16 protein-coding genes are annotated in these 25,197 nt (G+C 45.9%); 1 reads left to right on the top strand and 15 read right to left on the bottom strand.

Going from position 1 to position 25,197, the window contains the following annotated elements; genetic code table 11:
• Positions 1-39: 39 nt before the first annotated feature.
• Genes uxaC through GVN20_RS12340 form a run of 4 tightly spaced genes read right to left on the bottom strand, consistent with a single transcriptional unit; the run spans position 40 to position 5,334 of the window.
• Positions 40-1,449: a glucuronate isomerase gene (gene uxaC, locus GVN20_RS12325; RefSeq protein ID WP_166558606.1), complete on the bottom strand. Its 1,410-nt coding sequence runs from the start codon at positions 1,447-1,449 to the stop codon at positions 40-42.
• 18 nt (positions 1,450-1,467) lie between these two features.
• Complete coding sequence (locus GVN20_RS12330; protein WP_166558607.1) at positions 1,468-3,015, bottom strand: tagaturonate reductase; 1,548 nt, start codon at positions 3,013-3,015, stop codon at positions 1,468-1,470.
• A gap of 34 nt (positions 3,016-3,049) precedes the next feature.
• On the bottom strand, positions 3,050-4,960 hold the full coding sequence (locus GVN20_RS12335; RefSeq protein ID WP_166558608.1) for a glycoside hydrolase family 88 protein: 1,911 nt from the start codon (positions 4,958-4,960) through the stop codon (positions 3,050-3,052).
• A gap of 32 nt (positions 4,961-4,992) precedes the next feature.
• Entirely contained in the window at positions 4,993-5,334 is a 342-nt protein-coding gene (locus GVN20_RS12340) for a cupin domain-containing protein (protein WP_166558609.1), read from the bottom strand.
• Positions 5,335-5,673: 339 nt separating this feature from the next.
• Here GVN20_RS12340 and GVN20_RS12345 point away from each other — a divergent pair, with 339 nt between their 5' ends.
• Entirely contained in the window at positions 5,674-6,594 is a 921-nt protein-coding gene (locus GVN20_RS12345; RefSeq protein WP_166558610.1) for an AEC family transporter, read from the top strand.
• Between the two features lie 27 nt (positions 6,595-6,621).
• Here the strand turns inward: GVN20_RS12345 and GVN20_RS12350 are convergent, their stop codons facing one another.
• From GVN20_RS12350 to GVN20_RS12400, 11 genes are all read right to left on the bottom strand, one after another.
• Positions 6,622-8,838, bottom strand: a complete 2,217-nt coding sequence (locus GVN20_RS12350; RefSeq protein ID WP_166558611.1) for a radical SAM protein — start codon at positions 8,836-8,838, stop codon at positions 6,622-6,624.
• Positions 8,839-8,915: 77 nt separating this feature from the next.
• Positions 8,916-10,595, bottom strand: a complete 1,680-nt coding sequence (locus GVN20_RS12355) for a PNGase F N-terminal domain-containing protein (RefSeq protein WP_166558612.1) — start codon at positions 10,593-10,595, stop codon at positions 8,916-8,918.
• Positions 10,596-10,641: 46 nt separating this feature from the next.
• The gene (locus GVN20_RS12360; RefSeq protein ID WP_166558613.1) at positions 10,642-11,604 is read right to left on the bottom strand and encodes a glycosyl hydrolase family 18 protein; all 963 of its coding nucleotides are present in this window, start codon (positions 11,602-11,604) and stop codon (positions 10,642-10,644) included.
• Between the two features lie 22 nt (positions 11,605-11,626).
• On the bottom strand, positions 11,627-13,396 hold the full coding sequence (locus tag GVN20_RS12365; RefSeq protein WP_166558614.1) for an SGNH/GDSL hydrolase family protein: 1,770 nt from the start codon (positions 13,394-13,396) through the stop codon (positions 11,627-11,629).
• A gap of 57 nt (positions 13,397-13,453) precedes the next feature.
• Positions 13,454-15,589, bottom strand: coding sequence for a glycoside hydrolase family 36 N-terminal domain-containing protein (locus GVN20_RS12370; protein WP_166558615.1), 2,136 nt, complete (start codon positions 15,587-15,589; stop codon positions 13,454-13,456).
• A gap of 73 nt (positions 15,590-15,662) precedes the next feature.
• Entirely contained in the window at positions 15,663-16,709 is a 1,047-nt protein-coding gene (locus GVN20_RS12375; RefSeq protein WP_166558616.1) for an isoaspartyl peptidase/L-asparaginase family protein, read from the bottom strand.
• Positions 16,710-16,756: 47 nt separating this feature from the next.
• On the bottom strand, positions 16,757-18,193 hold the full coding sequence (locus GVN20_RS12380) for an alpha-L-fucosidase (protein ID WP_166558617.1): 1,437 nt from the start codon (positions 18,191-18,193) through the stop codon (positions 16,757-16,759).
• A 126-nt stretch (positions 18,194-18,319) separates the two neighbouring features.
• A complete protein-coding gene (locus GVN20_RS12385; protein ID WP_166558618.1) occupies positions 18,320-19,741 on the bottom strand; it encodes a glycoside hydrolase family 125 protein in 1,422 nt (473 codons plus the stop codon).
• 250 nt (positions 19,742-19,991) lie between these two features.
• Positions 19,992-21,368 carry a glycoside hydrolase family 30 beta sandwich domain-containing protein gene (locus GVN20_RS12390; protein WP_166558619.1) on the bottom strand — a complete coding sequence of 459 codons (1,377 nt, stop codon included), beginning with the start codon at positions 21,366-21,368 and terminating at the stop codon, positions 19,992-19,994.
• A gap of 91 nt (positions 21,369-21,459) precedes the next feature.
• Positions 21,460-23,883 carry a tetratricopeptide repeat protein gene (locus tag GVN20_RS12395; protein ID WP_166558620.1) on the bottom strand — a complete coding sequence of 808 codons (2,424 nt, stop codon included), beginning with the start codon at positions 23,881-23,883 and terminating at the stop codon, positions 21,460-21,462.
• Complete coding sequence (locus GVN20_RS12400; protein ID WP_166558621.1) at positions 23,870-25,060, bottom strand: AAA family ATPase; 1,191 nt, start codon at positions 25,058-25,060, stop codon at positions 23,870-23,872. The genes GVN20_RS12395 and GVN20_RS12400 overlap by 14 nt, the downstream gene beginning before the upstream one ends.
• Positions 25,061-25,197: the final 137 nt, after the last annotated feature.

The raw sequence follows: 25,197 nt of genomic DNA on the forward strand, positions 1-25,197 counted from the left end.
CCGCCGCCACACGCGCTCTAACATCAACCCAACAGACTATTAAAATCCGAAATATTGCTTGGCGTTATTGTAGCAAATATTCTGAACTACCTGTCCAATCCACTCGGTGTCATTGGGCAATTCGCCATTTTCGATGTCGTTGCCGAACATATTACACAAAATACGACGGAAATACTCGTGGCGAGGAAACGATAAAAACGAACGTGAATCGGTAAGCATTCCGACGAACCGGCTCAACAGCCCCATGTTCGACAGCGCATTCATTTGTTTTTCCATGCCGTCTTTCTGATCCATAAACCACCAACCCGAGCCGAACTGGATTTTACCAGCTATTGAGCCGTCGTTGAAATTGCCAATCATGGTGGCAATCACTTCGTTGTCGGCAGGGTTGAGGTTATAAATGATGGTTTTTGCCAATTGGTTGTATTCATCCAAACGGCCTAAAAATTTAGACAAAGCCATTGCCTGCGACCAGTCGCCGATGGAATCCCAGCCCGTATCAGGACCAAGCAGACGCAGGGCGCGGGTGTTGTTGTTGCGCAATGCACCGATGTGGAATTGCTGCGTCCAGCCCAGTTCATGGTACATGGTGCCAAGGTGGTGCAAAATCGCGGATTGGTACAACACCTGCTCCGCCGAAGTGATGGTTTGGCCCGCCAATGCTTTTTTGAAAATCGCGTTGGCATCTTCGGTCGTAAAATCAGCGGCGTATAATTGCTCTAGACCGTGGTCAGACAACAAACAACCTAAGGAAGCAAAAAAGTCTGCCCGAGCCCGCAAGGCTTTGGTCAAGTCGTCGTATGACCTGATTTCAAAACCTACGATAGCGGCCAGTTTTTGGATGAAATTGGCAAAGTTTGGATTACCGATTAAGACAAATTTGTCGGGACGAAAAGCGGGACGCATTTGAATTTCAAAGGTGCCTTCGTTTTTCAATTGCTGATGGTATTCCAGCGAATCCAGCGGGTCGTCGGTGGTACAGACGACTTCGACGTTCATTTTACGCAACAGATTTCGTACCGAATAATCGGGCGTGCGGAGTTTTTCGGAGCACTCATCGTAGATTTTTCGGGCGGTTTTAGGGCTCAAAATATCGTGAACGTCAAAATAACGCTGTAACTCCAAATGTGTCCAGTGGTAAAGCGGATTTCGAAGGGTATAGGGAACGGTTTCGGCCCATTTTTCAAACTTTTGATAATCACTTTTGTCGCCCGTACAGTAGCTCTCGTCTACGCCGTTGGTGCGCATTCCCCGCCACTTGTAGTGGTCGCCATAGAGCCAAATCTGCGTTAAATTCTCAAAGTTTTTATCGTTAACGATTTGGTCGGGTGGCAAGTGATTGTGGTAATCAATGATGGGCATCTGTTTCGCAAACTCATGATAAAGCGTGCGTGCCGCATCGGTTTGCAGCAAAAAGTCTTCGTCTAAAAAAGTTTTAGTGACCAACATTTTAGTATAGCTAGAAGGTTAGAGAGTCGCGTTAATTTCTATGAATGGAGTGGTATTTTTATAAAAAAAGGCTTCAAGTGTGGTTTTTACCCCATTTTCAAGCATATTTTCTACGTTTTCAATTACACTTTGGGCAAAACCGGGTAATAAAGTAAGGTCGGTGTCCCATAGCGTTTTATTTTGCAGCACCGATTCAACCAATTGAGCAGGGGTATTTTTTTGCCATTGTTGATAAAAATACTCCGCTTTTTCGTCCTGAATAGGGTAGAGCTGCCCGTTTCTTTCGCCAAAATAGACAAAACGCTCCTTGGCAACCGATTTCATAAAACACAAATAGGCCGCAAAACCCAACGAAAAATATTCAGGTACGCAGTTGAAAATATCGTAATAGCGGAGAAGCGTTGGAACATTACGCAGTTTCATTTTTGAGGTATAATTGAGCGTAATGCTGAGCCATTGGTGGTTGAGATGAGGATTACGAAAACGATCCAATACTTGCATTCCAAAACGTTGCGGGCTTTTTTCGTCCATAGGGTACGGAATAGCAAGACCCAATTCGGACAACATCAGATTGCTTATATACGCCGACATCGTTTCGTTTTGCATTGCACCAATAACGTTGTCAAACCCAGCTAAATAAGCTAAGCCGCTGCTCAAAGTGTGGGTGCCGTTCAGCAGGCGCAGTTTAAGTTCGCGAAAGAGGTTAATATCTGGCTCAACAAAAACACCATCGTCGGCTTTGTGAAAAGAAAGTATCTGTTTTACGTGTTCGTTGCCTTCGATAGCCCACAGTCTGAATACTTCGCTCATGGTGAGCAGTTTGTCTTCGTAGCCCAATTCCTGGGTAAGTCCTTGATAAGTATCAGCGTCAGGTTTACCGGGTACAATTCGGTCTACCAATGAGTTACAAAAATGGTTGGCGCTTTCGAGCCAATCCAGAAAACTGGACTCTAATCCGTTGCGGTGGGCCAATTCGACGACGATGGACTCCAGTTTAGTGCCGTTGTCGGTAATCAATTCGGTAGGAATAATCACCAACCCTGAGGCTTTGCTGCCGCCGAAAGCCTGAAACCGGGCGTATAAAAACGCCAACAATTTCCCGGGGAACGACGCGGGCGGAGTGGCAGAAATATCATCCTGCGTGAGTTGAATTCCTACTTCCGTGGTGTTAGAAATGATGATTTGTAGTTCGGGGTTCTTGGCACAATCTAAAATACTCTGCCATTGCGATTTGGCCGACAACACGCGACTGATGGCCGAACATACGATATTTTCTGCGACGTTTTGCCCCAGTTCAACCCCTCTAACACACAGCGTATAGAGGCTGTTTTGCTCGTCAAAAGCGGAGGCATCGCCGCCATCGGTCGATTTGACCACTACGATACGGCCGTTGAAAATGCCTTGCCGATTGGCCTTGTCAATCAAATAATCGGGTAATCCCCTCAACAAAACGCCGGTGCCGAATTGCAGCACTTTTTCGGGTAATTCAAAAACAGACTCCTTAGGAACGATTAAATTCGGTCGGTCACTAAGCTGTTTTAATTCATTTTTAGATAGATATGTCATGGTGCCGTATTGGTTGACTGGTTTTAGTGAACGGCTATTTTTTGGCAGAAAGTAGCCACGTAGCTAAATCTTTGGCAGCCAAAAAGTTTTCATAAACAACTGGAATTCGGCGGCCATCGGTGTATTCATTGTACAGCCATGGGTCGCCTACGGCGAATACCGTTCCTTTTCCCACTTTGGCTACGCCGATAATTACGTCTCCTTTATGGCTCAAAATCTCTTGCGCGGGAGCTTTCAAGTTGAGTGGCGCCAACTCTTTGATATATACAGCCTTGGTATTTCTGAAGATTAGATTTCCGGTTGGAATGTCAATGCGTCCCTGCTCCCATTGCGTGCCTTGTACCATATTCACGTTTTTGGGCAAAAACTGAATGCCGAATTCATTGGCCAAACGGTTGAAATTTTTATGCTCACAATTTGCTGTATCATTAGCCATCAGCACGAGCGTTCCGCCGGCCTTTACCCAATTGCTGATTTGCTGGATGTCGGTGTCTTGAATGAAATTAGGATGAGCCGTTTCTTTTTTCGTGTCGGGGTCTACGATGATGTAAACGTCTACGTTTTTGAGATTTTCGGCCGTTGGGGCGGATTGGATGGCCGTGGTTTTTGCGCCTAAATCACGGAAAATATTCCCCCACACCTTGAATCCTGAATGCATGGGGTCTTCCCAAGTGTAGTGAAACTGCTCTTCCTGCCCATTCCAGTCTTTGCGAAACTCTCGGTTGAAATAATAATCTGTGGCGACGGTTTTGCCTTTGCCAAGGTTGTTTTCGGCGGCAATTTCCATTTCGACGCTGGCAAAGATAAACGGGCCTACGCCTTTCAAATCATTTTTTCGAATGGGCTCGCTAAGGTAGTATTCATAGCTTCCGTCGCGGTAAGGTGTGCCGCCAAGACCACCTACACTCACCGTTTTGTTGAGGTTAATTGTGCCGTTGGCCCCTTCTTCCACAAATTCTTTGAGGATGCCTGCGTAGCCTTTCTGGGCGGCAGGCAAATAAGTTTGGGGCAAATACCCCATGCGTACGCCTTTGGCCAATGCATACACAAACATGCAGGAAGCGGAGGCTTCAAAATAATTGCCTTTGCGCGTACCTTGGGTGGTCATCTGATACCACACGCCCGACTTGGCATCTTGATACTTGACAAGTGCGGGTGCTAAACGTTGCAGGTAGTTGACCAGATTGGCACGCTCAGGGTGAGTCTGGGGAAAATAATCCAACACATCGACCAACGCCATAGCATACCAGCCGATGGCCCGACTCCAGAAATGCGGCGATAGGCCCGTTTTTGGGTCGGCCCATTTTTCGGATTTACTTTCATCGTATGCGTGGTAAACGAGCCCTGTTTTTGGGTCAACGGCGTATTTCTCAATCAATGCAAACTGTTTTGCAATGTCGTTAAAATGCGTTGGATGGTTGAAAATTAGGCTGTACTCGGCCGAAAAAGGCTCGGCCATAAACAGCCCGTCGAGCCACATTTGGTTGGGATAACGCTTTTTGTGCCAGTACCCGCCTTCTTTGGTTTTGGGCTGGTTTTCAATTTGTTTCCACAACAAATCGGCGGCTTTGCGGTATTTTTCTTTGTCGGGCTGGGTTTGTTGGTAGATTGTCAACAGCGCGCGTCCCGTCGGGATATTGTCGAGGTTGAAATCGTCATACTTATAGGTACGAATGCTGCCGTCTTTTTGGACGTAGCGGTTTATATCCCGCACCACGTACTCAAAATACTTGCCGTCGCCAGTGCGGTTCCATACTTTTTCGATGGCTTTATAAATCAAACCTTGCTCGTAATCCCAGCCTGCTGGCTTCCCTTCCTTGACCGTAATGGAATCTTTGTGCCAACTCATCACCGATTCGGCCATCCGAACCGAGTAGGGCGTTTTTTGGGCAACGAGTGAATGACTGATGGCCAGAATGAATGAACAAAATAGTAGGTGTTTCATATTTAAAGTATGACTCAGTTTATAGCTGATAGTTAGACAAAATCTTCACGCATGGGATTGAAAACGTCAATCAATAAACCTTCTTCTAAGCAAACGGCTCCGTGTAATACGTTGGAAGGTACAAAATAGACGTCTCCTTCTTTTAAGTTTCGGGTTTGGTCGCCTATGGTCACTTCAAACACGCCCCTTGCCACGTAGCTGATTTGCAAATGGGAGTGTTGGTGAATTGTTCCAATTCCTCCCTGTTTAAAAGCAACTTTTACCAACATCAACTCATTGGTGTATGACATGACTTTACGCTTTATTTTCTCATCGACGACTTCCCACGGAAGGTCATCGTCGGCGACCAGTACTTTTTCGAATGAAGGATGCATAAAAGATTTAAAATTGTATTTTTCAGTTAGAACTAGTTACAGACTCTTTTTGGGGAGTTAGCAACCGACGGATTGAGTTTATCTTTATTTTAGTTGTTAGTCAATGATTTTGACCGATATTTTTATGCAAACGTTATCGGTAACGTTGCCGAATTGTACTTAACAAAAAATAGATTGTAAAGAATCAAGAATAGGCCCCGTGTTGAACGAGTTTATAGTAAGAAAAGTGATTCTGAAAAAATGATAAAAAATTATACTTTTCAAAGTTTTAGGGGAGACTAATTGTCCCTTTATTACTTTTGTATTTTTAAAGTAAATGAATCTTCCCATCCCGTTCAAATGAATCAAACCAACAGTGTTTTCTTAATCACCCTCGGCATTGCGACGATGGGCTTTTTGATTAAAAAATTTGATTTTGTAACCGAGCAGGATGGCAAAGCCATTTCAAAATTTTTGATGCACACCACTTTTCCCGCGCTGATGATTGTCAGTATGCTTCGCATCAAATTTGAACCTACGCTTTTTCTTATTCCGTTGATTTGCATTGCCTTGGGGGTTGTCATGACGTTGGTGGGGTGGGTTTGGTTTAAGGATTATCCCAATCGGCTGCGTGGCGTGTTGACCATGTCGTGTGGTGGGCTGAACGTAGGGCTTTTTGCGTTTCCCATCATTGAGGGTATTTGGGGGCGCGAAGGACTGGTGTACGTGGCGATGTTTGACATCGGCAATACCATCATCACCTTTGGCTTGGTTTATTCGGTAGGTAGTTATTTTGCAGTGAAGGGCGAAGGACGGGTGAACTACGGAAGAGTTTTGAAAAAAGTAATTCAATTGCCTCCGTTGCAGGCGATGTTTATTGGTTTGACCATCAATGCCTTAAAGATTGAGTTGCCAGTGGTTGCTTATGATTTTTTGGATGTATTGGCCAAAGCCAACAAGCCGCTTGTATTGCTACTCATGGGGATTTATATGAGTTTTTCGTTGGAGCGAAGTCAGGTGTGGGCAGTGGTGAAGGTCCTGACGATTCGTTATGCCTGTGGTTTTATCGCGATTTTGCTTTTGTACGTATTGATTCCCGAGCCTACGCTTGCCCGCAATGTGCTGTTGGTCTGTGTTATTCTACCGATTGGTATGACGATTCTTCCTTTTGCCGATGAACTTAATTACGACTCACGTATTGCGGGCGTATTGGTGAATATCTCACTGTTAATCAGCTTTTTGCTGATGTGGGGCTTGGTGGTTGGACTGAAATTGGCGTAAGGGACAGAAGTCAGGGGCGATCACAAATTACAGAATTAACAATCCATTCTCGCGCAATTGCTTCCAAGCGGTAGTTTTGCTAAAAGCGTCAAAACTTCCGAAGGATTTAGTTTCAAAATCGCTTTGTAATTGTTGATACAAAAAAGGCTTCTCGAAGTTAGTAATCGCAATTTTTGGGAATATCTCCATCCAGAAATCTCCCATTGCGGCAGGTACTTCAAGCACTAAATCGTGCTTTTTGTGGTAAAAATGAAGTTCGGCCATCTGCACTGTTTTTTTGCCTTGTTTTACCTCAAAATTGGCCAACGAAGGCAGGCTTCCTAACCAAACCACAAAGGCGTTTTTACGAACCGAATCTTCGTACTGGGTAATTTGCTTTTGAATATAATTTGGAGGAATGGTCGTGGAAGGTACTTTGAACGGAAACCACTTATTGAGTGGAATCTCAAACCCTACGCCGTGCATATAATTGAACAGCGACTTGCGCAAACCCTCCCCAAACTGGTCGTGATTGGCTCCCGTTGGGTCGTCGTGATAGAGGTCGTTGTCGGCAAAACCGCCGAAATCGGGGCCAATTCGTTGTACATCAAAAGCTTCGGGGTGCAAGCCCACGGGGCTATGTGAAGTCATGGCAAAACGGTGCCAAAAGCCCGATTGCAACACGCCATTTTGGAACAATTGCCGCACCATTTCTAGTGAATCAACGGTTTCCTGCGTAGTTTGGGTCGGAAAACCGTACATCAAATAGGCATGAACCATGATACCCGCCTGCGTAAAACCGTCGGTGACGCGGGCAACCTGCCCCACGGTAACGCCCTTTTTCATCTTTTCCAATAACCGGTCCGATGCTACTTCCAACCCTCCCGACATGGCAATGCAGCCAGAAGCCTTCAGGAGAATGGACAAATCATGCGTGAAATTCTTTTCAAAACGAATGTTGGTCCACCAGACCACGGTTAATTTTCGACGAATGATTTCGATGGCTACATCCCGCAACAGCGCTGGTGGCGCCGCTTCGTCTACAAAATGAAAACCGTTCTGTTTGGTTTTCTGAATGATTTCTTCGATGCGGTCGCAGATGAGTGAGGCCGTTAGGGGTTCGTAGTTTTTGATGTAATCCAGTGAAATATCGCAAAAAGAGCATTTCCCCCAATAACAACCGTGCGCCAAGGTCAGCTTGTTCCACCGCCCGTCGCTCCAGAGCCGGTGCATTGGATTGACAATCTCAATGACCGACAAATAATCCATCAATTTCAAATCGGTATAATCGGGCGTGCCCGTTTCGCGTTGGGCTACGTCTTTTTCGGAGGCTCCGTTTTGGAAAACCACTTGGTTATCCACCAATGAAAAAATACGCTTGAGTTTTTCCAGCGGTCGTTTTTGTTCCAGATACTCCAACAGCGAGCGCAAAGGTGCTTCCCCATCGTCTAAGCAGATATAATCGACGTACTTAAACACGCGCGGGTCTGACAGTGAGCGGAGTTCGGTGTTACAAAACCCACCCCCCATCACGATTTTGATGTCGGGATAGTGTTTTTTTAGGTGTTGACCGCATTTGAAAGCCCCGAAAAGATTGCCCGGAAAGGGCACGGTCAGGCAAACGACCGTCGGCGAAAACATGTTGATTTTTTGGTCGAGCAATTCCGTCAACAGCGTTGTAATCAGCGTATCGGGAGCCTTCAGCGACACTTGCATTTCATCAAAATGCGTAGCCGTGCGGCCCAAACGCTCGGCGTAGCGGCTAAAACCAAAATGCGGGTCGACGCTTTCCTGAATAAAATCCCCCAAATCTTCCAAATATAGCGTGGCCAAGTGACGGGCTTTGTCTTGCGTGCCCATTGTGCCAAAGGCCCATTCGAGGTCTTCTACTTCTTTGAAGCGGGAGGCTTCGGGCAAGTACGTACGGTCACAAATGCTGTGAGCGAGCGTGGGATTTTTGTTCTGTAAAAAAAGAATTACGGGCTCAATGGTCGTGATGTACTCGTCCCGGAGACTATAAATGCGAAAGGCATTGTCCGATAGTTCGATGTCATGCTCGGCGTGGTCGAGGGCGTCAAACAATTGGGTAAGTCCGTGGGGAGAAAAAAGCGCTAAAATGACTTCAATGCCCAAATCTGCCTGCCACGACGGCACGCCCAACGTGTTCAAAAAACCCTTGATATAGGCCGTGGCCGGGTAGGGAGTATTGAGTTGGGTAAACGGCGGGGTGAGCAGTAAAAGCTTGTTTGGGGAAATCATGCGCATGGGAAATGAGGCAAATAACTGCACGAAGGTAACGAAATGTACGCAGGAAAGTTACCTTCGTGCCGTTTTGCGCGGTCTTACCATTCGCCCATCAGCGCACCAGACACGTTCCATGCGCTGAAGCTACCGCCTTCGGGGAGGCCCTGTGGTATGTGTACTTGGAGGGTATGCTTGCCAGCCGGTAGGTTGCCCAATTCTATCCAAATTGGGTTGGTTACGGTGCCAGGGCACCAGTTGGAGCGACTCAGGTCAGACGACGAGAGTCCGTTGTTGAAATTGCCCGAAGCAGGATTGACCAGCCGGTAACTGCCGCAGTCGGCGCGCCACGGCGTGATGGTAAAAATCTGTCGGCCGTCTACGGAGATTGTATTGGCTTTGGGTACAAATTCGTCGCCGTTGCCCCAGCCACCGTGGCCCGTTGTGATGTAGCGGAGTTTTAGGTTTTTGGCCCCTTCGGGTACATCGAAGGTCACTTGTAAGCCTTTTTCGTTGTTGAACATTGTTCCGTATTCTTGGCCTGCCATTTCCATGACGTTAGTGGTGTTGAAAAGCGGCACTATTCGGGCTTGCTGCTTAGCGGTGGGGCGTTCGTTGGGGTGAACAGAAAAATTGAGACTTACTTTATGGCCGCCTTTGTCGTAATTACCGATAAAGACCGCCACCCACACTTCCTGACCGTTGTAGGCAGGCAGCAAGTCGCTGATGTCCTGACGGTAATAAGTGGAATCGGCCCAAGTTTTGTTTTTGAGTTGTAAATAATTGTACTGACGTACGCCAAAAGGCGTAAAAAACCGCATCAACTCCAGTACGGGCAGATAATCAGGCGTTTGGACAACACCTTGGTACTGTTTTCCATTGCCGTTTTCGTAAATGGGCAATTCTTTCACCGATTTTTGCAGGGCGTCCAAAAACGATAGTTTACGCTGGGTCGGAATCATAAATACCGAACCTGTGCGGTCGTAGGCGTCGCCGTTGGAATACTGCGAAAGTTCTAGAAAAACATTTGAGCTGGCACCAACCGAGGGGAATTTTACTTTTTTGGCAATCACGGTGCCGTGAGCAAACCGAACCACTTGATTTGCGGCATGAACCGAATCCGAAAAATTGATGATTTGGTGGCTGAAAACGGGCAGTTGAATAAATCGACTTTTCCAAAGTTCGTCCTTGTACGTAAGGGCATCTACTCGCTGCGGATTGGGTTGAGGAAGTTGGTTTTTGGCCGCCCAAGGGGTGTTTTTTTCAATCTTCACGGCTTCGGTTTCACTGTTGCCGTTGCGTACCATTTTCAAAACTATCCCCAAGTTTTGTCCCAATGCCGAGGGTGCACCTTTTACTTTTAGCTCTTCGGTGTACCAAAGGTCGATGCGGTTGGAGTTGACAACGGTAGTGGCTTTTTTGCAGGTGTAACCTAAAATCAGTTGTGTTTCTGGTAGCAATTCAATTTTTTGCTCTGCCAATGCTTTGCTGTCCTGCGTCATGAGGGTTTTACCGTTGGCGAAAAACGCAATTTGATACAGGCTGTTATCGGCTCGGTCTACAAAGCTGATTTCAAAAGGAGTTTTAGTCTCGCCTTTGATGATTTTTTCCGACGAAACGCTCGTCCCAGAGACCGACGCTAATACAATAATCGGGTCTTGATTGGGTGGTACTTTTCCGTTGTTTTTTCTTAGATACGTAATCTGCCAAACGTCGTTGGTTTGCGAACGGCTTTCGTAGAAACATAACAGTAAGAGTATGAATAAAGGGAATGATTTCATAGTGAAGCGAGTTTTTTAAACCACAGGTGTAGAGAGACAGATTAAACTATTGAGCGCCGCGTTTAATGGCTTTCAAAAGGGAATATTCGTCGTTTGTGTCGCAGGAAATTTCCCAAATCATGACGCCACCGCAACCGCGCTCTTTGGCCATGCGGGTTTTTTGTTCGATGGTCAACGTACCGTTGTAGAAAGCTCCTTTCCAATAATCGTCCAACGGACTGGCACCATCTTTGAGCAGGGATTTGTAGTCGGGGCCGTAGTTTCCCATTCCTTTTTTGGAGTAAAACGGCAATCCTAAGAGAGTTTTGTTGACGGGGATTTGTCTTTCTTTCGTCCAATAATCTAAACTTTTGACGGCCAAAGAATAAGGCGAATGTGCTTTGATGTAGCTCGGGCCGTAGTCGTCGTCGTAGGCCATGAGGTTGATCCAGTCCATTTTATCCAAGGCTTCTTTTTTCATGCCGTAACCTTTTTTGCCGTACGAAATCACCGCTGCCGTCAGCTTTTTGCCTTTACTGTGAAGCGAATCGCCCAATTCATTGACCAACGCCACATAATCATCGGCCGAGCGACTGTCTTCGTCGGGGTATTCCCAGTCCAAGTCCACGCCGTCAACGTTATAGGTACGAACAAATTTCATTACATTTTTGACAAATGTATGCCGTCCTTCGGGGCGTTCGGCCATTTTATGAAAGCGCGTATCATCGCCGCCGCCATCACCAATGCCCCAGCCACCGATGGAAATGAACACTTGTTTTTTGTTTTTATGTACAAAACTGACCAATTTTTTCAGCGGCTCGGGGTCTCTCAACGGTTCTAGCGTATCGCCCGTTTTGGCGGGAATAGCAAAGGCAAAATTGATATGCGTGAGTAAGTCAATCGGGATTTGTTCGGCGGGAATCGTAGGAACGTAATAGCCCACTACTTTAAATTCTTTGGACTTGGTTTGAGCGAAAGAATTTAGAATTGCCAACAGAAAGAGTACAATGTAAATAGCATTTTTTTTCATAATGGGGTGGTTTGTTGAAGGGTTAATTTTCTTTTAAAATGGGTTGTAGTTCTTTGCCTAGAAGTTCATAACCAGCCGCGTTGGGATGCAGGCCGTCGGAAAACATCTTTTCGTCGATTTTGCCAGTTTTTAGGAGTAGAGGTTTGCCAATATTGGCGTAACCAACGCCAATGGATTGGGCCAGCGCCTGAATGCCTTGGTTCAACGTCACGACGCGGTTTTCCTGCTCACGACGCGGATAGATGCCCAGTAGCGTGATTTTAGCTTTGGGCTGTTGAGTTTGAATGGCCTGCGCCAAGAGTTTTAGGCCTTGAATAATTTCATCATCGGTGTTGAGGTGGAGGTTATTTGTGCCGATGTTAATGATTATTTTATCGGGTGAAATTCCGTCCAGTTCGTCATGATACACGCGCCAAAGCACATTTTCAACCCTGTCCCAGCCAAAACCAAAATTGCGGGCCTGAAACGGTTCTAGGTACTTTTGCCAAGCATCGGCCCCCTTTATGCGGTTGTTGAGGGGTTTGCCACCCCAATTGTGCGTGATTGAATTGCCAATCATTAGCACTTTGGTCGGCTCGGTTTGATTGAGTTTCAAGATTGCGTTGTGTCGTTCTTCCCAATTGTAACTGCCCGGCTCGCGGTTGTGTCGCACGGGAATTTGCGTTTTGAGTGTGCCAACGGGTTGTTGCAAGATTTCACGCAACTTTTTTTCGTAAGCATCGGCATACCGCATCATACCCAAATCGTTGGGGTGCGTGCCATCCACCATTCCTTCATGGTCAATTCCAATGGCAGAGATGGGCAATAGGTAAATGTTAGACACTTTTTCGTTCGTCAATTGAGTAAAGGCTTCACGCAAATCTTGGTTGGCCTCTTCAAACAGCGGTTGACGGTGTGGTATCAAGTAGCTGTCGGTGTAGCCGTCGTGCTCAGTGAGTAAAATAGGCGTATTGGGGTGTTTGGTGCGCAGGGTTTTGACCGATTCGATGATTCGTTTTTGTAACTCTTTGCGTTCAACAATGGGGTAAATCAGATTCGGTAAACAATCCAACACAAACACCTTGGCGTCGATTTCGTTGATGAGGTCAATAACCTCCTTTTCCAAACGCCCGTTTCCTGAAAAACCCAGATTAATCACCGTACGGTCGAGTTTTCGGGCTAGAATATTGGTCCAAGCCATGCCCGGGCGCGAGGCACACGCACCCTGCGCAATGGAAGTACCATAGACCACGATGGGTTTTTCCATCCGTTGAGGAAGAACGGTAAAAATACTGCCCGCAGGCACGCCAATCTCCAAATCTCTGACGCTATTGTACAACGGAAGAAACAAGCGGTATTCACGGCCCAGTTTATGATAATTGTCGTTGGGTTTCAGTTTATCAAAATTGTATTGAACCGTATCTTTAAAACTGTACTTCCCGTTTGCTAAATGCCAATTTCCGTCGCTGTCAAGGCCGTATAAATCTACCCCGCTGACGCCCGTAGCGGGCATGTGCGGCATGGCGGTGTTGCCAGTTACTTTGTAGCGAACAATGATTTGTGGGGCATCGCTCACAAACCGAATCGAAAGCCCTGCGCTGTTGCGAGACAGATTCCAAACGGCTTTCCTAACCATGCTCTCCGCTCGTGGTGGAAAACGCTGAATAGTATCGCGCATCTCACCCGACCACGCCTGCCCATCAATGACGGCAAACGGACTGTCGGAGGGTTTCCACCATTTAAGCTCAATGGGGGCTTGGGCCAAAGCAACGGCGGAAAAAAGGCAAAGAAGAAAGGTAGGTAGTTGTTTCATTGAAATAACGTAAAGTGTCACCCTGAAAGGGTTTATTCGTTGCATTAGAGGCATACATCATTCCACCACCAGCCACGTATAACCTTCGGCAGGAATAGTGACGGTAATTTCGGCGTTATAATTTCTGTCCAATACATACTTTGCGGCTTTGCCTTCTTGGGTACGAATCAGGGCTTCTTTGCTCAAACCAGTGTAGTAAAGCGGCAGTTTTATTTTTCGGGTAATGGCTTCTTTCAGGGGATTATACACCATCATCAGTCCCTTTTCTTTCAACGCTGGATTTACGTGCATGATGCCGTCCCAGTCACGGCCGTCGGGGCGGCGCAGGTGAAGAATGTCAGAATTGAGGATGTCGCGGTATTTTTTATACCAATCAATGGTTTCTTTTACAACCTGTTTGGTGGCGTCGGTATCGTACAGGCGGGGACCTCGGTAGCAGGCTTGCACGCCCGCTCCGTAGTACTGCATCATGAGTTGTTTGTAGTCGGTCAGGTGCTCGCTCAACGGCTCCAATACTGCGTCGGCGGTGCCGCCTTGGTATTTGGTAAGTGGCACAAACCCCCAGCTCATCGACGGCGTTTTTTCCCACAACCCGTCGTAGATATTCTGCCGATTGAGTATTTTTTGCTGTGCCCGTGACAGCGAAAAATTGACTTCGCGGTAGCCCAATGCAATCTTGTGTGAACCATCCAGAAAGTACCAATCGGGTGCATTGATGTAAACGCCACGACCGTTGAGCCACTGATACAATTCTTTTTGCATCGACATTTGTACCCACTGCGAATCGTCCAATCCTTTATGGCCCGGGTGTTTGGTCGAAGCGCATACGTCGCCGGGATAAGGGCCGTCGTGTTCGAGTAGGTCAAAACCCGTTTCGGCGATGAATTTTTTCAGACTTTTTATGTAATTAAGCCCCCATTTGCTCGCCAAACAAGGCGCATGACCAAAGAAAGCGGCTTTGTCGGGCAAGCCCGTAACGGGGTCAATGACGTCGTTTTCGTCGTCAATTCGGCGACTGCTGAATAGTGAATAACCGCCTAGTTTAATGCCTTTGCTGTGGGCATAATCGGCTAATGCCTTAAATTTTTGAATGTTAGCCTCTGAAGCATCTTCCATGTTGAGGCCGCTGCCAAAACTCAAAATAACCATTTCGTAACCCGTTTCGGCACACTGGTCAATCACGCTTTTGACCTTTTCTGGCTCCGTGCTGATGAGGTGCATAAAAATGGGATTTTGGGTGGTCCACGGAAACAGCGTGCGGTACATTTTGCGGCGCGCCAAGCCGTTGCGTTCGCGGTCGTAGGAGTCCAACAATAATTCGTACGAACGAATGGAGGTGTAAGATTCTTTAGCGGCCAAATCGATGCCAACGCCCAACATTGGATACACTTCTACCACGCAGGGGGTTTCGAGATAATAGTTGACTTGCGAGGTATAGCTGCTGTCGATTTTCCAGTGCGTGGCTTGGTCAGATAGCTCGTAGCGCATGGCGTTGTTGTAGGCAAAATTGTTTTCGATGTAGAGCTTATGCGGCTTTTTCATCTTTTCGGGCTTGCCCACCACCGCCGATTCTTCCTCGGGCGTGGCCAAAATCTCGTTGACTACCTGATTGATTTTTAGCTCGTTGCCCGATTTGTTTTCAATCGTTACCCATTTTTCCAATACAGGTATTCCGTCAAATATTTCATAATGAACGGCTACCTCTACGCCCTTCAGTTCAGCGTTGTTTGAGGCAAAATACAGAACCACGCCTTTGCCCGTCGGTAGGTTTTTGTTGGCCGTCCAGGTGGTAGGCTTCCACTCAAAATGGGGTTTTATAGCGACGATTTCGTGACGAACAAACTGAAAATCAGTTGAATTTCCATTAAACGCGTCCGTCCATTCTTCCAACATATACGCATGTTCCTTCTGGCCATACAGCCCGCCCACGTTGTAGGATTTACCGTTGAGCGTTACGCGGGCTTCGGGGCGCACCGACCGCACAAACTGCTCGTTGGTCGTCAGGTTTTTGTAGCTGACGGTGGCGGCATTGGGCGAAATCTGAATTTGACGGGCAATCAGTCCGTTGCTGATTTCAATGATTCGGCCATTTTTCAGGAGCTTCACTTCGCTTTTTGGGGCAATAGGCGCAACGAGCCAGTCCTGGGCAAAAACTGATTGATAGACAAAGAATAGAAAAAAGTATTTTTTCATGGGTTAGGAGGCGGTTTTTAACCACAGAGGAAACACGGAGCTACACCGAGGTCAGTAAAAAACTTGGCAGAAATTAGCCTTTCGGAAAAATACTCTTCGCCATAAATACCTTACCACCGTCGTCGGTGTGTGTGACGGAGTAATTGAAGCCGTGGTGAATAGAGTACGCACCGTATTCGCCCTGCTTATTGATGGCGATGAATCCCACCTGAAAATCTTTGGCCTTGGTTGGGTTGATTTTTACAATGCGCTCCACGGCAATTTTGCAGGCCTCTTCGGGACTTTTACCCATGCGCATCATCTCCACAATGAGGTGCGTTCCCGCTACGCGAATGACTTCTTCGCCTTGGCCAGAACCGGTGGCGGCTCCTACTTCATTGTCAACGTACAATCCTGAACCGATGATGGGAGAGTCGCCCACGCGGCCATGCATTTTGAAGGCCATGCCGCTGGTAGTACACGCGCCCGACAGGTTGCCCGCAGCATCCATCGCAATGGTTCCCATAGTGTCGTGGTTGGGTGTACCGTCGTCAAAAAAGTTGGGGGCAAATGGGCCGCCTTTGGTTTTTTGGCCTTTGCTTTGTTGCTGTTCGATGTTGATAACAGGCTTGTATTCAGATTTTTTTAGCCATTCTTTATACGTTTTTTCAGCATCGGCCGAAAGTTTATCGGGTTCTTTCTGAAAACCACTCTCCAGCGCAAATTGCAGGGCGCCATCGCCTACGAGCTGGACGTGCGGGGTGTTTTCCATCACTTTTCGCGCTACCGAAATCGGGTGTTTGATGTGTTGGAGCGCCATTACGGAGCCGCAGTTGAATTTGTCGTCCATGATGCACGCATCCAAGGTGACTTTCCCTTCCCGGTCGGGATTGCCGCCCAAACCTACGCAGCAATTGATGGTATCTTCGATGGAGCGCGCCCCCGCTTCCACGGCGTCCAGTGCCCGTCCGTTGGGTTGTTTCAATACTTTCCAAGCCACGGCGTTGACGGGCAAGCCACTGTCCCATGTGGAAACAACGATGGGCTTAGTTACGGCGATTTTCTTAGAAAATGCCTTGCTGAATGAAAGCAGCGGCAGGCTAAGCGCCGACCAACGGATGAAGTGTCTTCTTGATTGCATGTGTGTTAGTTTGTAGGTTGGGTAGTGTTCGTAAGAAAGTTTATACTTTACTTTGTGATTTTTAAAACGTAAGCATAACTATTGGGCGTTTTCTTTGCCAATTTTTCGGAAATCTGCACGGCTACTTTCCCTTCTTTCATGGTCCATTTTAGGTTTTCAGGATTTCCTAAGAGCGAGATTTTGGCGGTCTTATCCAAATTTAACTTTCCAATTTCGACGTTCGACGGCAAAGCCTCGCCTTCATCGGCAAGATAAATCGCGTAGGTTGTATTAGTGCCTTTGTGTGTAAAGACCCATTTGCCTTGTTTGCCGACTTCATTGTCGCCTCGGGTTTCGTAAATAGCTTCACCATTTACTTTTATCCATTTTCCGATTTCTTCTAAGCGTTGATAGGCTTCGGCATGAAAATCTCCGTCGGGACTAGGGGCAATGTTGAGCAACAAGTTACCATTTTTAGAAACAATGTCGGCCAAAATATGAATCAATTTACGCGCTGATTTAAAGTTTTCTTTGGGAATGTAGCTCCACGAATCACCCATCGTCATGCAGGTTTCCCATGGAATAGGCATGTAATGGTCAGGAATTTGGTGTTCGGGTGTCACATAGTTCTCAAACTCGCCCGACACTGTTCGGTCTACCACTAATAAGCCCGGTTGAAGTTCGCGGCCTCTTTTGGCAATGCGCGCCATGTCGATGTCTTGGTCAAACGGAATGGCTTTTTGCCACGAAACGGTCGTATCAATGCTGCTGAAAGGCCGCACCCAACCGCCGTCGAGCCAGAGGATGTCCATTTTGCCGTAATCGCTCATCAATTCTTCAATTTGGTTGTAGGTAAACTTCTTGAAGCTTTCCCATTTTTGAGGATATTTGGCAGGATGGTACGACGGATTGCGGTCTTTAGGCGGGAAATACGACCACCAATAATCGTTGGTATGCCAGTCGGGTTTGGAGAAATACGCCCCTACCATAAAGCCTTCGTTGCGGAACGCCCCGAATACTTCTTTGGCGATATTGCTGCGTGGATTGCTGCCAAAAGGCGATTTGGTGATTTTATAATCTGTTTGTTTGGTGTCAAACATGCAAAAACCGTCGTGGTGTTTGGTCGTAAAAACCACGTATTTCATCCCTGCATTCTTGGCGGCAGCGGCCCATTTTTCGGGGGCAAACTGCGTGGGATTGAAGGTGCTTTGTAGATTTTCGTAGGCTTTTTTGTACTCAAACCAGTTGTCTTTGTAAGGCCCTTTGCGTTCGCACCAGCCTTCGTCTTCGGGGCAAAGGCTCCAACTTTCTACAATGCCCCATTGGCTGTAAAGGCCCCAGTGCATCAATAGACCAAACTTGACATTTTGCCACTGGCTCAGTTTTTGTTTTACCTGTGGGTCAGAAGGGGCCATGTATTTGCTGTGATTTTGCTCCGAATGTTGTTGGGCAACCAGCGTATGCGTAATCAGCAGCGTTAGTAAGAAAGAAAAACTTTTTTTCATTGGTTTTAATGGTCTTTTAAATTCGAGAATGTGAGGGGCATATTGGTGCGAATGACAAATGCGAAGAAATAATCAATAAAAGTCATCTTGATTTATTTACGCTACGCCTTAGCGTCTCTCTGTGAATTATATTTTGCTTAATAGATGCGGTCGCTCGCGTTCAATTTTGAGCAATAACTCTCCGAAAAGTGTGTTGGCCCACGCAAACCATTTGCGGGTAAATTGACTCGCATCGTCTTTGTCAAATGACTCGTGCATAAAGCCCGTTTTGGCGTGCGTATTTTTTAGAAAACGCAATTGGGCGAGAATTTCGGCGTCGTCGTTTGACGTCATGGCGCGCATGATGATGCTCATGGGCCAAATTTGGTTCACCAACGTATGCGGACTACCGATACCTTCGGCTGCTTTGCCTTTGAAAAAATACGGGTTAGACTCGCTCAATACAAACCGACGCGTATTTTGGTAGATTTTATCGTTGGGATTCACCGCGCCCAAATACGGCAACCCAAGCAAATTGGGAACGTTGGCGTCGTCTTGAAAAAGGCAATTGCCGAATCCGTCGACTTCCATGGCGTACATCGGACCAAATTGGGGATGGTTGATAACGGCGTATTTCTTGATGGCCTGTTCCACTTCATTGGCAAAGCTTTTGCATTCATTCGCAAATGCCTGATTCTTATAAACTTGCTCCGCAATCTCCGCGATTTGACGGAAAGAAACGACGGCAAATAAGTTGGATGGAATCAAAAAAGGATATTGCGTGGCATCATCTGATGGTCTAAATATGCTGTGAATGAGTCCGTTGGGTTTAGTGTTGTTGCCGTAGCCGTTGCCAGGTACCGTATCCGTTGACCATGATGTGGTGCGCCCAAAACGGTAAGGTCCACGGCCTTTCAAGCGTTGTTGTACGCGGCAGGTGCTGATGATGAGCTGCGCTGCTTTTAGCCATTTTTCATCAAAAACGCTGACATCTTTCGCCGTTTTCCAGTAGTGATACGCCAAACGAACCGTGTAGCAAAGAGAGTCAAGCTCCCACTTGCGCTCGTGGAGTTCGGGCTTCATGTCGGTGTGGTCTTTGAGCCATTCGCTGTGGCCAGGGCCATCGTTGAACGCGTTGGCGTAAGGGTCAATCAAAATGCACTCCGTTTGGCGGTTGACCACCCCCGCAATGAGTTGTTTAAGTGATTCGTCCTTTGTCACCAATGGCAAATAGGGCCACACTTGTGCGGTGCTGTCGCGGAGCCACATGGCGTGGATGTCGCCTGTGATGACGAATGTATCAGGACGACCGTCTTTTTGTTTAAAATGAACGGTCGTATCCAAAGTGTTGGGAAAACAATTTTCAAAAAGCCACGCCAATTCTGGGTCTTTTATAACACCTTTCATGCGGCTTATCGTGGCCTCAATGACGGAGCTATTAAATTTACGTTGCCCAGCGGCGACCCGCACCAAGGGAAATTCGTTGGCAAGTGCATTGGCGTGAATTAGTGTGCCAATGCCTGCCAATGAGGTTGTTTTTAAAAATTCTCTGCGGTCAAGTTGTTTCATTGGGTCAGGTTATCTAAACGACTAAAATAGTGCATATAGGCGGAAAGTCTCTGTAAAAATGCCTGAAAAATCTTTTTATTCAAAAAATATTTTAAAATAAGATGGCCACTAAAGAAAAAAATTAAGTAAATGTCTATTTAGAGAATATTCTCCCTGCCGACATTCTTAAAGGAAAGTGAATGTAGTGTAAAATTCCAATGGGATAGTGCTTCGGAACAGCCCGCCGCGCGGAAGTGCCACCTTGTGGGCATTACCAGATAAAAGTGGCGACGGTTTTTCCGCTGAGCGTGGGTGTGATTTGACGGTTTTTTGTGCGGATATTAAACGTCATTGGTTTGTCGCTTTCGTTCAGGACAATCAGGGCCGTTTTACCGTCGGGCGTTTTAAACGCTACGTTGGGCAGACTCATGGTCACGTTGGAGGCAATGCGTACAGAACCTGGTCGTACAAACTTTGACGCGTGGGCAATGATATAATAAGCGGGATTTCGGGTGACGGTTTCACCAATCGTAACGGCACCCAAGCAGGCCGTGCAGCCCCCGTCAGTGTGTGGGCCTTGGTTGGGGTCGGCGGCTACATTCCATTCTAAAACGGTTTTGCTCCAATTGCGTGGTGCGCCAATGAGCAGATTTTTGATGTGCCATTGCAAATCTCCCCCGAAATTGGCGGGTGCGCCGAGCCACTGTTCGGTAAAATAAAGGTTTTTGTCAGGGTGAGCTTCATGCACATCGCGCAGTGCATCGATGCCGCCACCGTACAGGTGAAAAGCCGAACCGTCGATGTACTTGCGGGCATCAGGGTCATTCAGGATGCTAATGGGGTAGTCGGGGCGGTCGGCATTGTGGTCGTATATGATGATTTTTGTGCTGAGTTTAGCGGTTTTGAAAGCAGGCCCGAGGCTCTTTTTGATGAAGTCTGCCTGCTCATCCTGCGGCATCAGCAGACTAGGGTTATTGTCGGGGTTCAATGGTTCATTCTGTACCGTCAGGGCGTCAATTTGGATGCCCTGTTTTTTCATTTCTTGCACGTATTTCACCAAATAACGCGCATACGCCTCGTAAAACTCAGGCTTGAGGCTTCCTCCTTTAGAATCATTGTTGGTTTTCATCCAAGACGGCGGCGTCCAAGGAGAACCCAGTATTTTGATTTGGGGATTGATGGCCAGAATTTGCTTTAATACTGGAATAAGGTCTTTTTGTTCTTCTGCCAATGAAAATTGACTCAGCTTGGGGTCGGTTTGGTCCGCAGAAAGGTCGTTGTAGGTAAAGACATGGTCGCTCAAATCGGAAGCCCCGACGCTGATGCGCAGGTAGCTGACGCCGATGTTGTTGGCATCGGTGGCAAATAATTCTTTCAGCAACGCCGCTTTTTCTGCCGATTTCAGGCCATTGATAAGCGTGGCGCTCCCGCCCGTGAGTGTATACCCAAACCCATCCATGGATTGAAACCGCTTGGTGTCGTCAACGTAAATGCTTGGTGAAGTGCCCACCTCTGGACCAAAGGCCAACGACTCCGTTTGTTTTTGGAACAACACCGATTGGTCGGCTTTAGTGAGCCAGAGCTCGGCTTGTTGGGCGTATGAGTGAAGACTGAAAAGGAAGAAGAGGTTTAGAACAAGGTATTTCATGAGTAGGCGATTTTTTGAATACAAAGAAATGAGCATTCCGGACAGGTTATGGTCTCCAGGCGCTGCCTGGAAATGGAGTAAGCATCAATAGCTATTGCGCGTAAAAAGCATTTTTCTCCTTTACTTTTTCAATGATTCCCTGCACCGTAGGTTGCACTTCGGGAGGAATTCTGAGTTCAAGGTTATTGTCGGATTTATTGGTTAAAATCAACGTTGCATAGTACAACAATGAGTACCGGTCTTTTAATTCTTTGCCATGTTGTTCACTTTCAAAGAGAGATAAGACTAAGTGCTTTTGTTCTAGGTACAGCAGATTTTCCAGTAGCCAATCTAATTTCTCATAGCCGTATTCGGCAAAAAACGAGCTGATTTTTTCGTCTACATTATCGAAGATGCCATTCCAAATCAGGAAAATAATCTCTAATTCGGAAGAGTCTTTGTCTTTATAATGCTGATTATATTCGATAATATATTGTAGAGCTTTACTTTTCTGCCTGTTTTCTTCAAAATACAAAAAGGCCAAGTTATAAAGAGCATTACTATTTCCTTTTTCGATGGCCAACAGGTAATACTTTTCCGCTTCCTGTGGTTTTTCCTGATTGCGGTACAGAAAAGCCAAATTGAACAAAGCAAGTGTATTTCCTTTTTCGATGGCCAACAGATAGTACTTTTCAGCTTCCTGCAATTTTTCTCGATTATGATAAAGATTTGCCAAATTGTTTAAAGCACCTATATCTCCTTTTTCGATGGCTAACCGGTAATAATTTTCGGCTTCTTGGGGTTTTTCATGCTCATGGAACATCAGAGCCAAGTTGAATAAAGCCCGTATATTTCCTTTTTCAATCGCCAACAGGTAATAATTTTCAGCTTCCTGCAATTTCTCCTGTTCACGGTACAGATTGGCCAAATTAAACAAAGCACCTGTATCTCCTTTTTCGATGGCTAACAAGTAATAATTTTCAGCCTCTTCTATTTCCCTTAAATCGGCATATATATTCGCTTTTAATCCAAATTTGACCCCGTCTTCTTCATTCTCAATCTCGTCTGCTTTTTGTAAGGCCAATTCGTACTTTTCGGCATTTATTAATTTAAGGACTTCATTATAAATTTCTTCAAATTTTTTAGGTAATATCTGACTGCTACCTGCCATTTTTTTTTCCAATTGTGTGGTCAGGTCTATTAATTCGTCGCGTTCTAACGTCGTAATGTACCTAGATTGGCTGAAGGCTTTTGTTAATACATTGGCTTTGTCATAGGCCACTTCTCCCTCTTTTAATTTCTGCTTATAGTTCTGAGCAAGGTTTTTCAGGTCGGCGGCATCGTACCAAGATTCTAAAAAAATGGTAAGCCACATGGCTTTGCGTTTTTGCTCCGGGTTGCCTTGGGTAATGATGAGCCACATATTAAAAAACCGCTCCGAAAGACGATAAAGGTGGTTTTTTGTTTGCGTCGGAATTGTCTCTATAATACCATAATTTGAGAGCTGTTTTAGATAAGAAGAAATGAGTTTTCCCTCCATACGGCATTTTTCCACCAATTGTTTCGTCGAACACGCTTCCCAGAGGAAAGCCATTTCCAAAACAATTTTTCGTTGTGCAGGCGTCAAGCTGTTTAGTCGCTCCTGGTAAAGGGGCGTAGCCTTGTCCATTACTTTGCGGATGTAGTCAAAACCATACAAATCAGATTCGTGCAGAAGAATTTGAATAAAAAACTGCAAAGTCCGTGGCAGTCCATCCGTTAAAATCCGAATGGCTTCAATTTTACCTCGGTTTTGATGAGCATACCCGTGCAGCGGAGGAAGTCCCATGGCATCACTCCAATGATTCAGGAGCAAGTTGATTTCTTCAAATGTGAGAGATTCCAAGCGATGCCTTCTGAAAAATTCGTAGAACGGTTTATCATACTGCCAAAAATGCTCGTCCATCCGCGTGCTTCCGCCAATGAGCTGAACATCATTATAGTTGAGCAACAGTTCGCGCAGCAGATTGCCATCATCGTCAAGGTTTTCCAGTATTCGGTCAAGATTATCCAGTAATACCACCACCTTTTTATGAGCTTTGGTCAACGCTTTGTGGATTTCTGAAAACAAATAACGAGTATACTCCTGGTCATTCTTGAACGTGGAAAAGTCAAGCAACGAAACGGAGATGCCTAACTGATTTGTCAATTCCTGCCAAACTTCAAACCAAAGGTCAGACAGACGGTAAATACCAGCCTGTTCTTCTGCTAAATTGATGGTAATGTATTTTTTAGATAACTCGGCATCTTCCTCTATTTCAATCTGAATACGTTTGAGCAAGGTAGATTTGCCGCTTCCGCGTCGTCCCAGCACTAACTCGTGTTGTAAGGGGTCGTCTGCTTTTTTACTCCGTAAAGCCTCAATAATGAGTTCAAATTCAGCTTTACGAATCACAAAATTCTTCTTCAGAGATTCGTTGTCGCTGTTGGCTGCCTGATAATAATTAAGCTTATCGACAAACCAATTTCCTGTTTTCAGTTCACTATTCGCCATCATAAATAGGGTTATTGCGTTTCCAAAAAGCTTTCAAAAAGGGAGAGATAAAGACGTATTGATCGTCTTGCTCAGTGATGTAACCGTCTTTTTCCAAACCATCCATCATATCTACGTACACATTCTTCTTATTGTATTTGCCGGCCAAGTCATAGAGTTTCCTTTTATTAATCACCTCTTTATGAGCAATGTACGTCAGCACTTCGTTCATGTATTCTGCATCGTCGGCAGGAAAATAGTCAAACAGCCGGTTTTTCCATTCTTTGAAGTGGTCGCTGTTTTTGACGATAGCATCAAAAGCTGTATCGATGGATTTTTGAGATATGGTTGTGTTGCCCGTTTTGCGGGCTATTTTGTTGAGCTCATCCAACATTAAGTTGATAAAATACGGAAGGTAGTAGTGAATCTTTGAGAGCAGGATAGTTTTCAGTTCATCATTGTACTGTACTGTTGCCTCGTAGGTAACTCTATCCACATAGTCGGAGGCTTCTTCATAATTAAGCGGCTCAAAGTCAATGGTCTTTAAATCATTTAAGTCCGACGTTCTTCCTTCAATCGTCTTCACTACGTGATGAATACCCACCGAACCAGCCAAAACCAGACAAAAACAGTCTTTCAGGCGAGCATCCTGCCGCCACACTCGCAAATTGTCTAAAATGGAACTAGCTTCTTCTTTTTTGCCAGCTTTATAGAGATTATGCAATACCTCAGGGAGTTCATCTAAAAACAGCACCACTTTTACTTTTTCGGATTGTAACTTGGGAAGTATACGCCCGATTTCCTCCAAATAGTTTATTGACTTTCTGTCACCAAACTTGACACCCTCTAAGGTAACCTCCTCAAAATTAATTTCTTTAAACCAGCCCGCAAACCTACTTTTTGCCTTGTCGAATTTGGAGAGACAAAAAATAATGAGTTCATAAAATCGCTTATAGAACTCATCCGAAGATTTAATGCCCTGAATATTCCGAAAAACGCATTTTGTATTTTCTTCGCCATTTTCCACCATAAACTCCATCACCGAGGATTTTCCTACTCTTCGAGGAGCCGCCAACAGTACGTGAGTACCAGTGTTGATTTGCTCCCAAATAGCTGCTACTATTTGTGGCCGATTGTAGTAATATGAACCTTTGGCTGTTGGGCCTATTATGATTTTGGGGCTAATCCAATCTACGGACATGGTTTGACAATATTTTTGTTGTTATCTTATTTTGACAATAAATTTATTGTTAAATATTTTTGACAACAAATTTATTGTCAAAAATATTTTTGATATAACACCTTTTAAGTTGTGTATCATTCATCCTCCAATCAACC

The organism is Runella sp. CRIBMP, assembly GCF_009905605.1.
Classification (GTDB): domain Bacteria; phylum Bacteroidota; class Bacteroidia; order Cytophagales; family Spirosomataceae; genus Runella.

Excerpts from the sequence above, each read along its gene's own strand:
- uxaC (WP_166558606.1), bottom strand. The coding sequence starts at position 1,449 with ATGTTGGTCACTAAAACTTTTTTAGACGAAGACTTTTTGCTGCAAACC.
- GVN20_RS12330 (WP_166558607.1), bottom strand. The coding sequence starts at position 3,015 with ATGACATATCTATCTAAAAATGAATTAAAACAGCTTAGTGACCGACCG.
- GVN20_RS12335 (WP_166558608.1), bottom strand. The coding sequence starts at position 4,960 with ATGAAACACCTACTATTTTGTTCATTCATTCTGGCCATCAGTCATTCA.
- GVN20_RS12340 (WP_166558609.1), bottom strand. The coding sequence starts at position 5,334 with ATGCATCCTTCATTCGAAAAAGTACTGGTCGCCGACGATGACCTTCCG.
- GVN20_RS12345 (WP_166558610.1), top strand. The coding sequence starts at position 5,674 with ATGAATCAAACCAACAGTGTTTTCTTAATCACCCTCGGCATTGCGACG.
- GVN20_RS12350 (WP_166558611.1), bottom strand. The coding sequence starts at position 8,838 with ATGCGCATGATTTCCCCAAACAAGCTTTTACTGCTCACCCCGCCGTTT.
- GVN20_RS12355 (WP_166558612.1), bottom strand. The coding sequence starts at position 10,595 with ATGAAATCATTCCCTTTATTCATACTCTTACTGTTATGTTTCTACGAA.
- GVN20_RS12360 (WP_166558613.1), bottom strand. The coding sequence starts at position 11,604 with ATGAAAAAAAATGCTATTTACATTGTACTCTTTCTGTTGGCAATTCTA.
- GVN20_RS12365 (WP_166558614.1), bottom strand. The coding sequence starts at position 13,396 with ATGAAACAACTACCTACCTTTCTTCTTTGCCTTTTTTCCGCCGTTGCT.
- GVN20_RS12370 (WP_166558615.1), bottom strand. The coding sequence starts at position 15,589 with ATGAAAAAATACTTTTTTCTATTCTTTGTCTATCAATCAGTTTTTGCC.
- GVN20_RS12375 (WP_166558616.1), bottom strand. The coding sequence starts at position 16,709 with ATGCAATCAAGAAGACACTTCATCCGTTGGTCGGCGCTTAGCCTGCCG.
- GVN20_RS12380 (WP_166558617.1), bottom strand. The coding sequence starts at position 18,193 with ATGAAAAAAAGTTTTTCTTTCTTACTAACGCTGCTGATTACGCATACG.
- GVN20_RS12385 (WP_166558618.1), bottom strand. The coding sequence starts at position 19,741 with ATGAAACAACTTGACCGCAGAGAATTTTTAAAAACAACCTCATTGGCA.
- GVN20_RS12390 (WP_166558619.1), bottom strand. The coding sequence starts at position 21,368 with ATGAAATACCTTGTTCTAAACCTCTTCTTCCTTTTCAGTCTTCACTCA.
- GVN20_RS12395 (WP_166558620.1), bottom strand. The coding sequence starts at position 23,883 with ATGATGGCGAATAGTGAACTGAAAACAGGAAATTGGTTTGTCGATAAG.
- GVN20_RS12400 (WP_166558621.1), bottom strand. The coding sequence starts at position 25,060 with ATGTCCGTAGATTGGATTAGCCCCAAAATCATAATAGGCCCAACAGCC.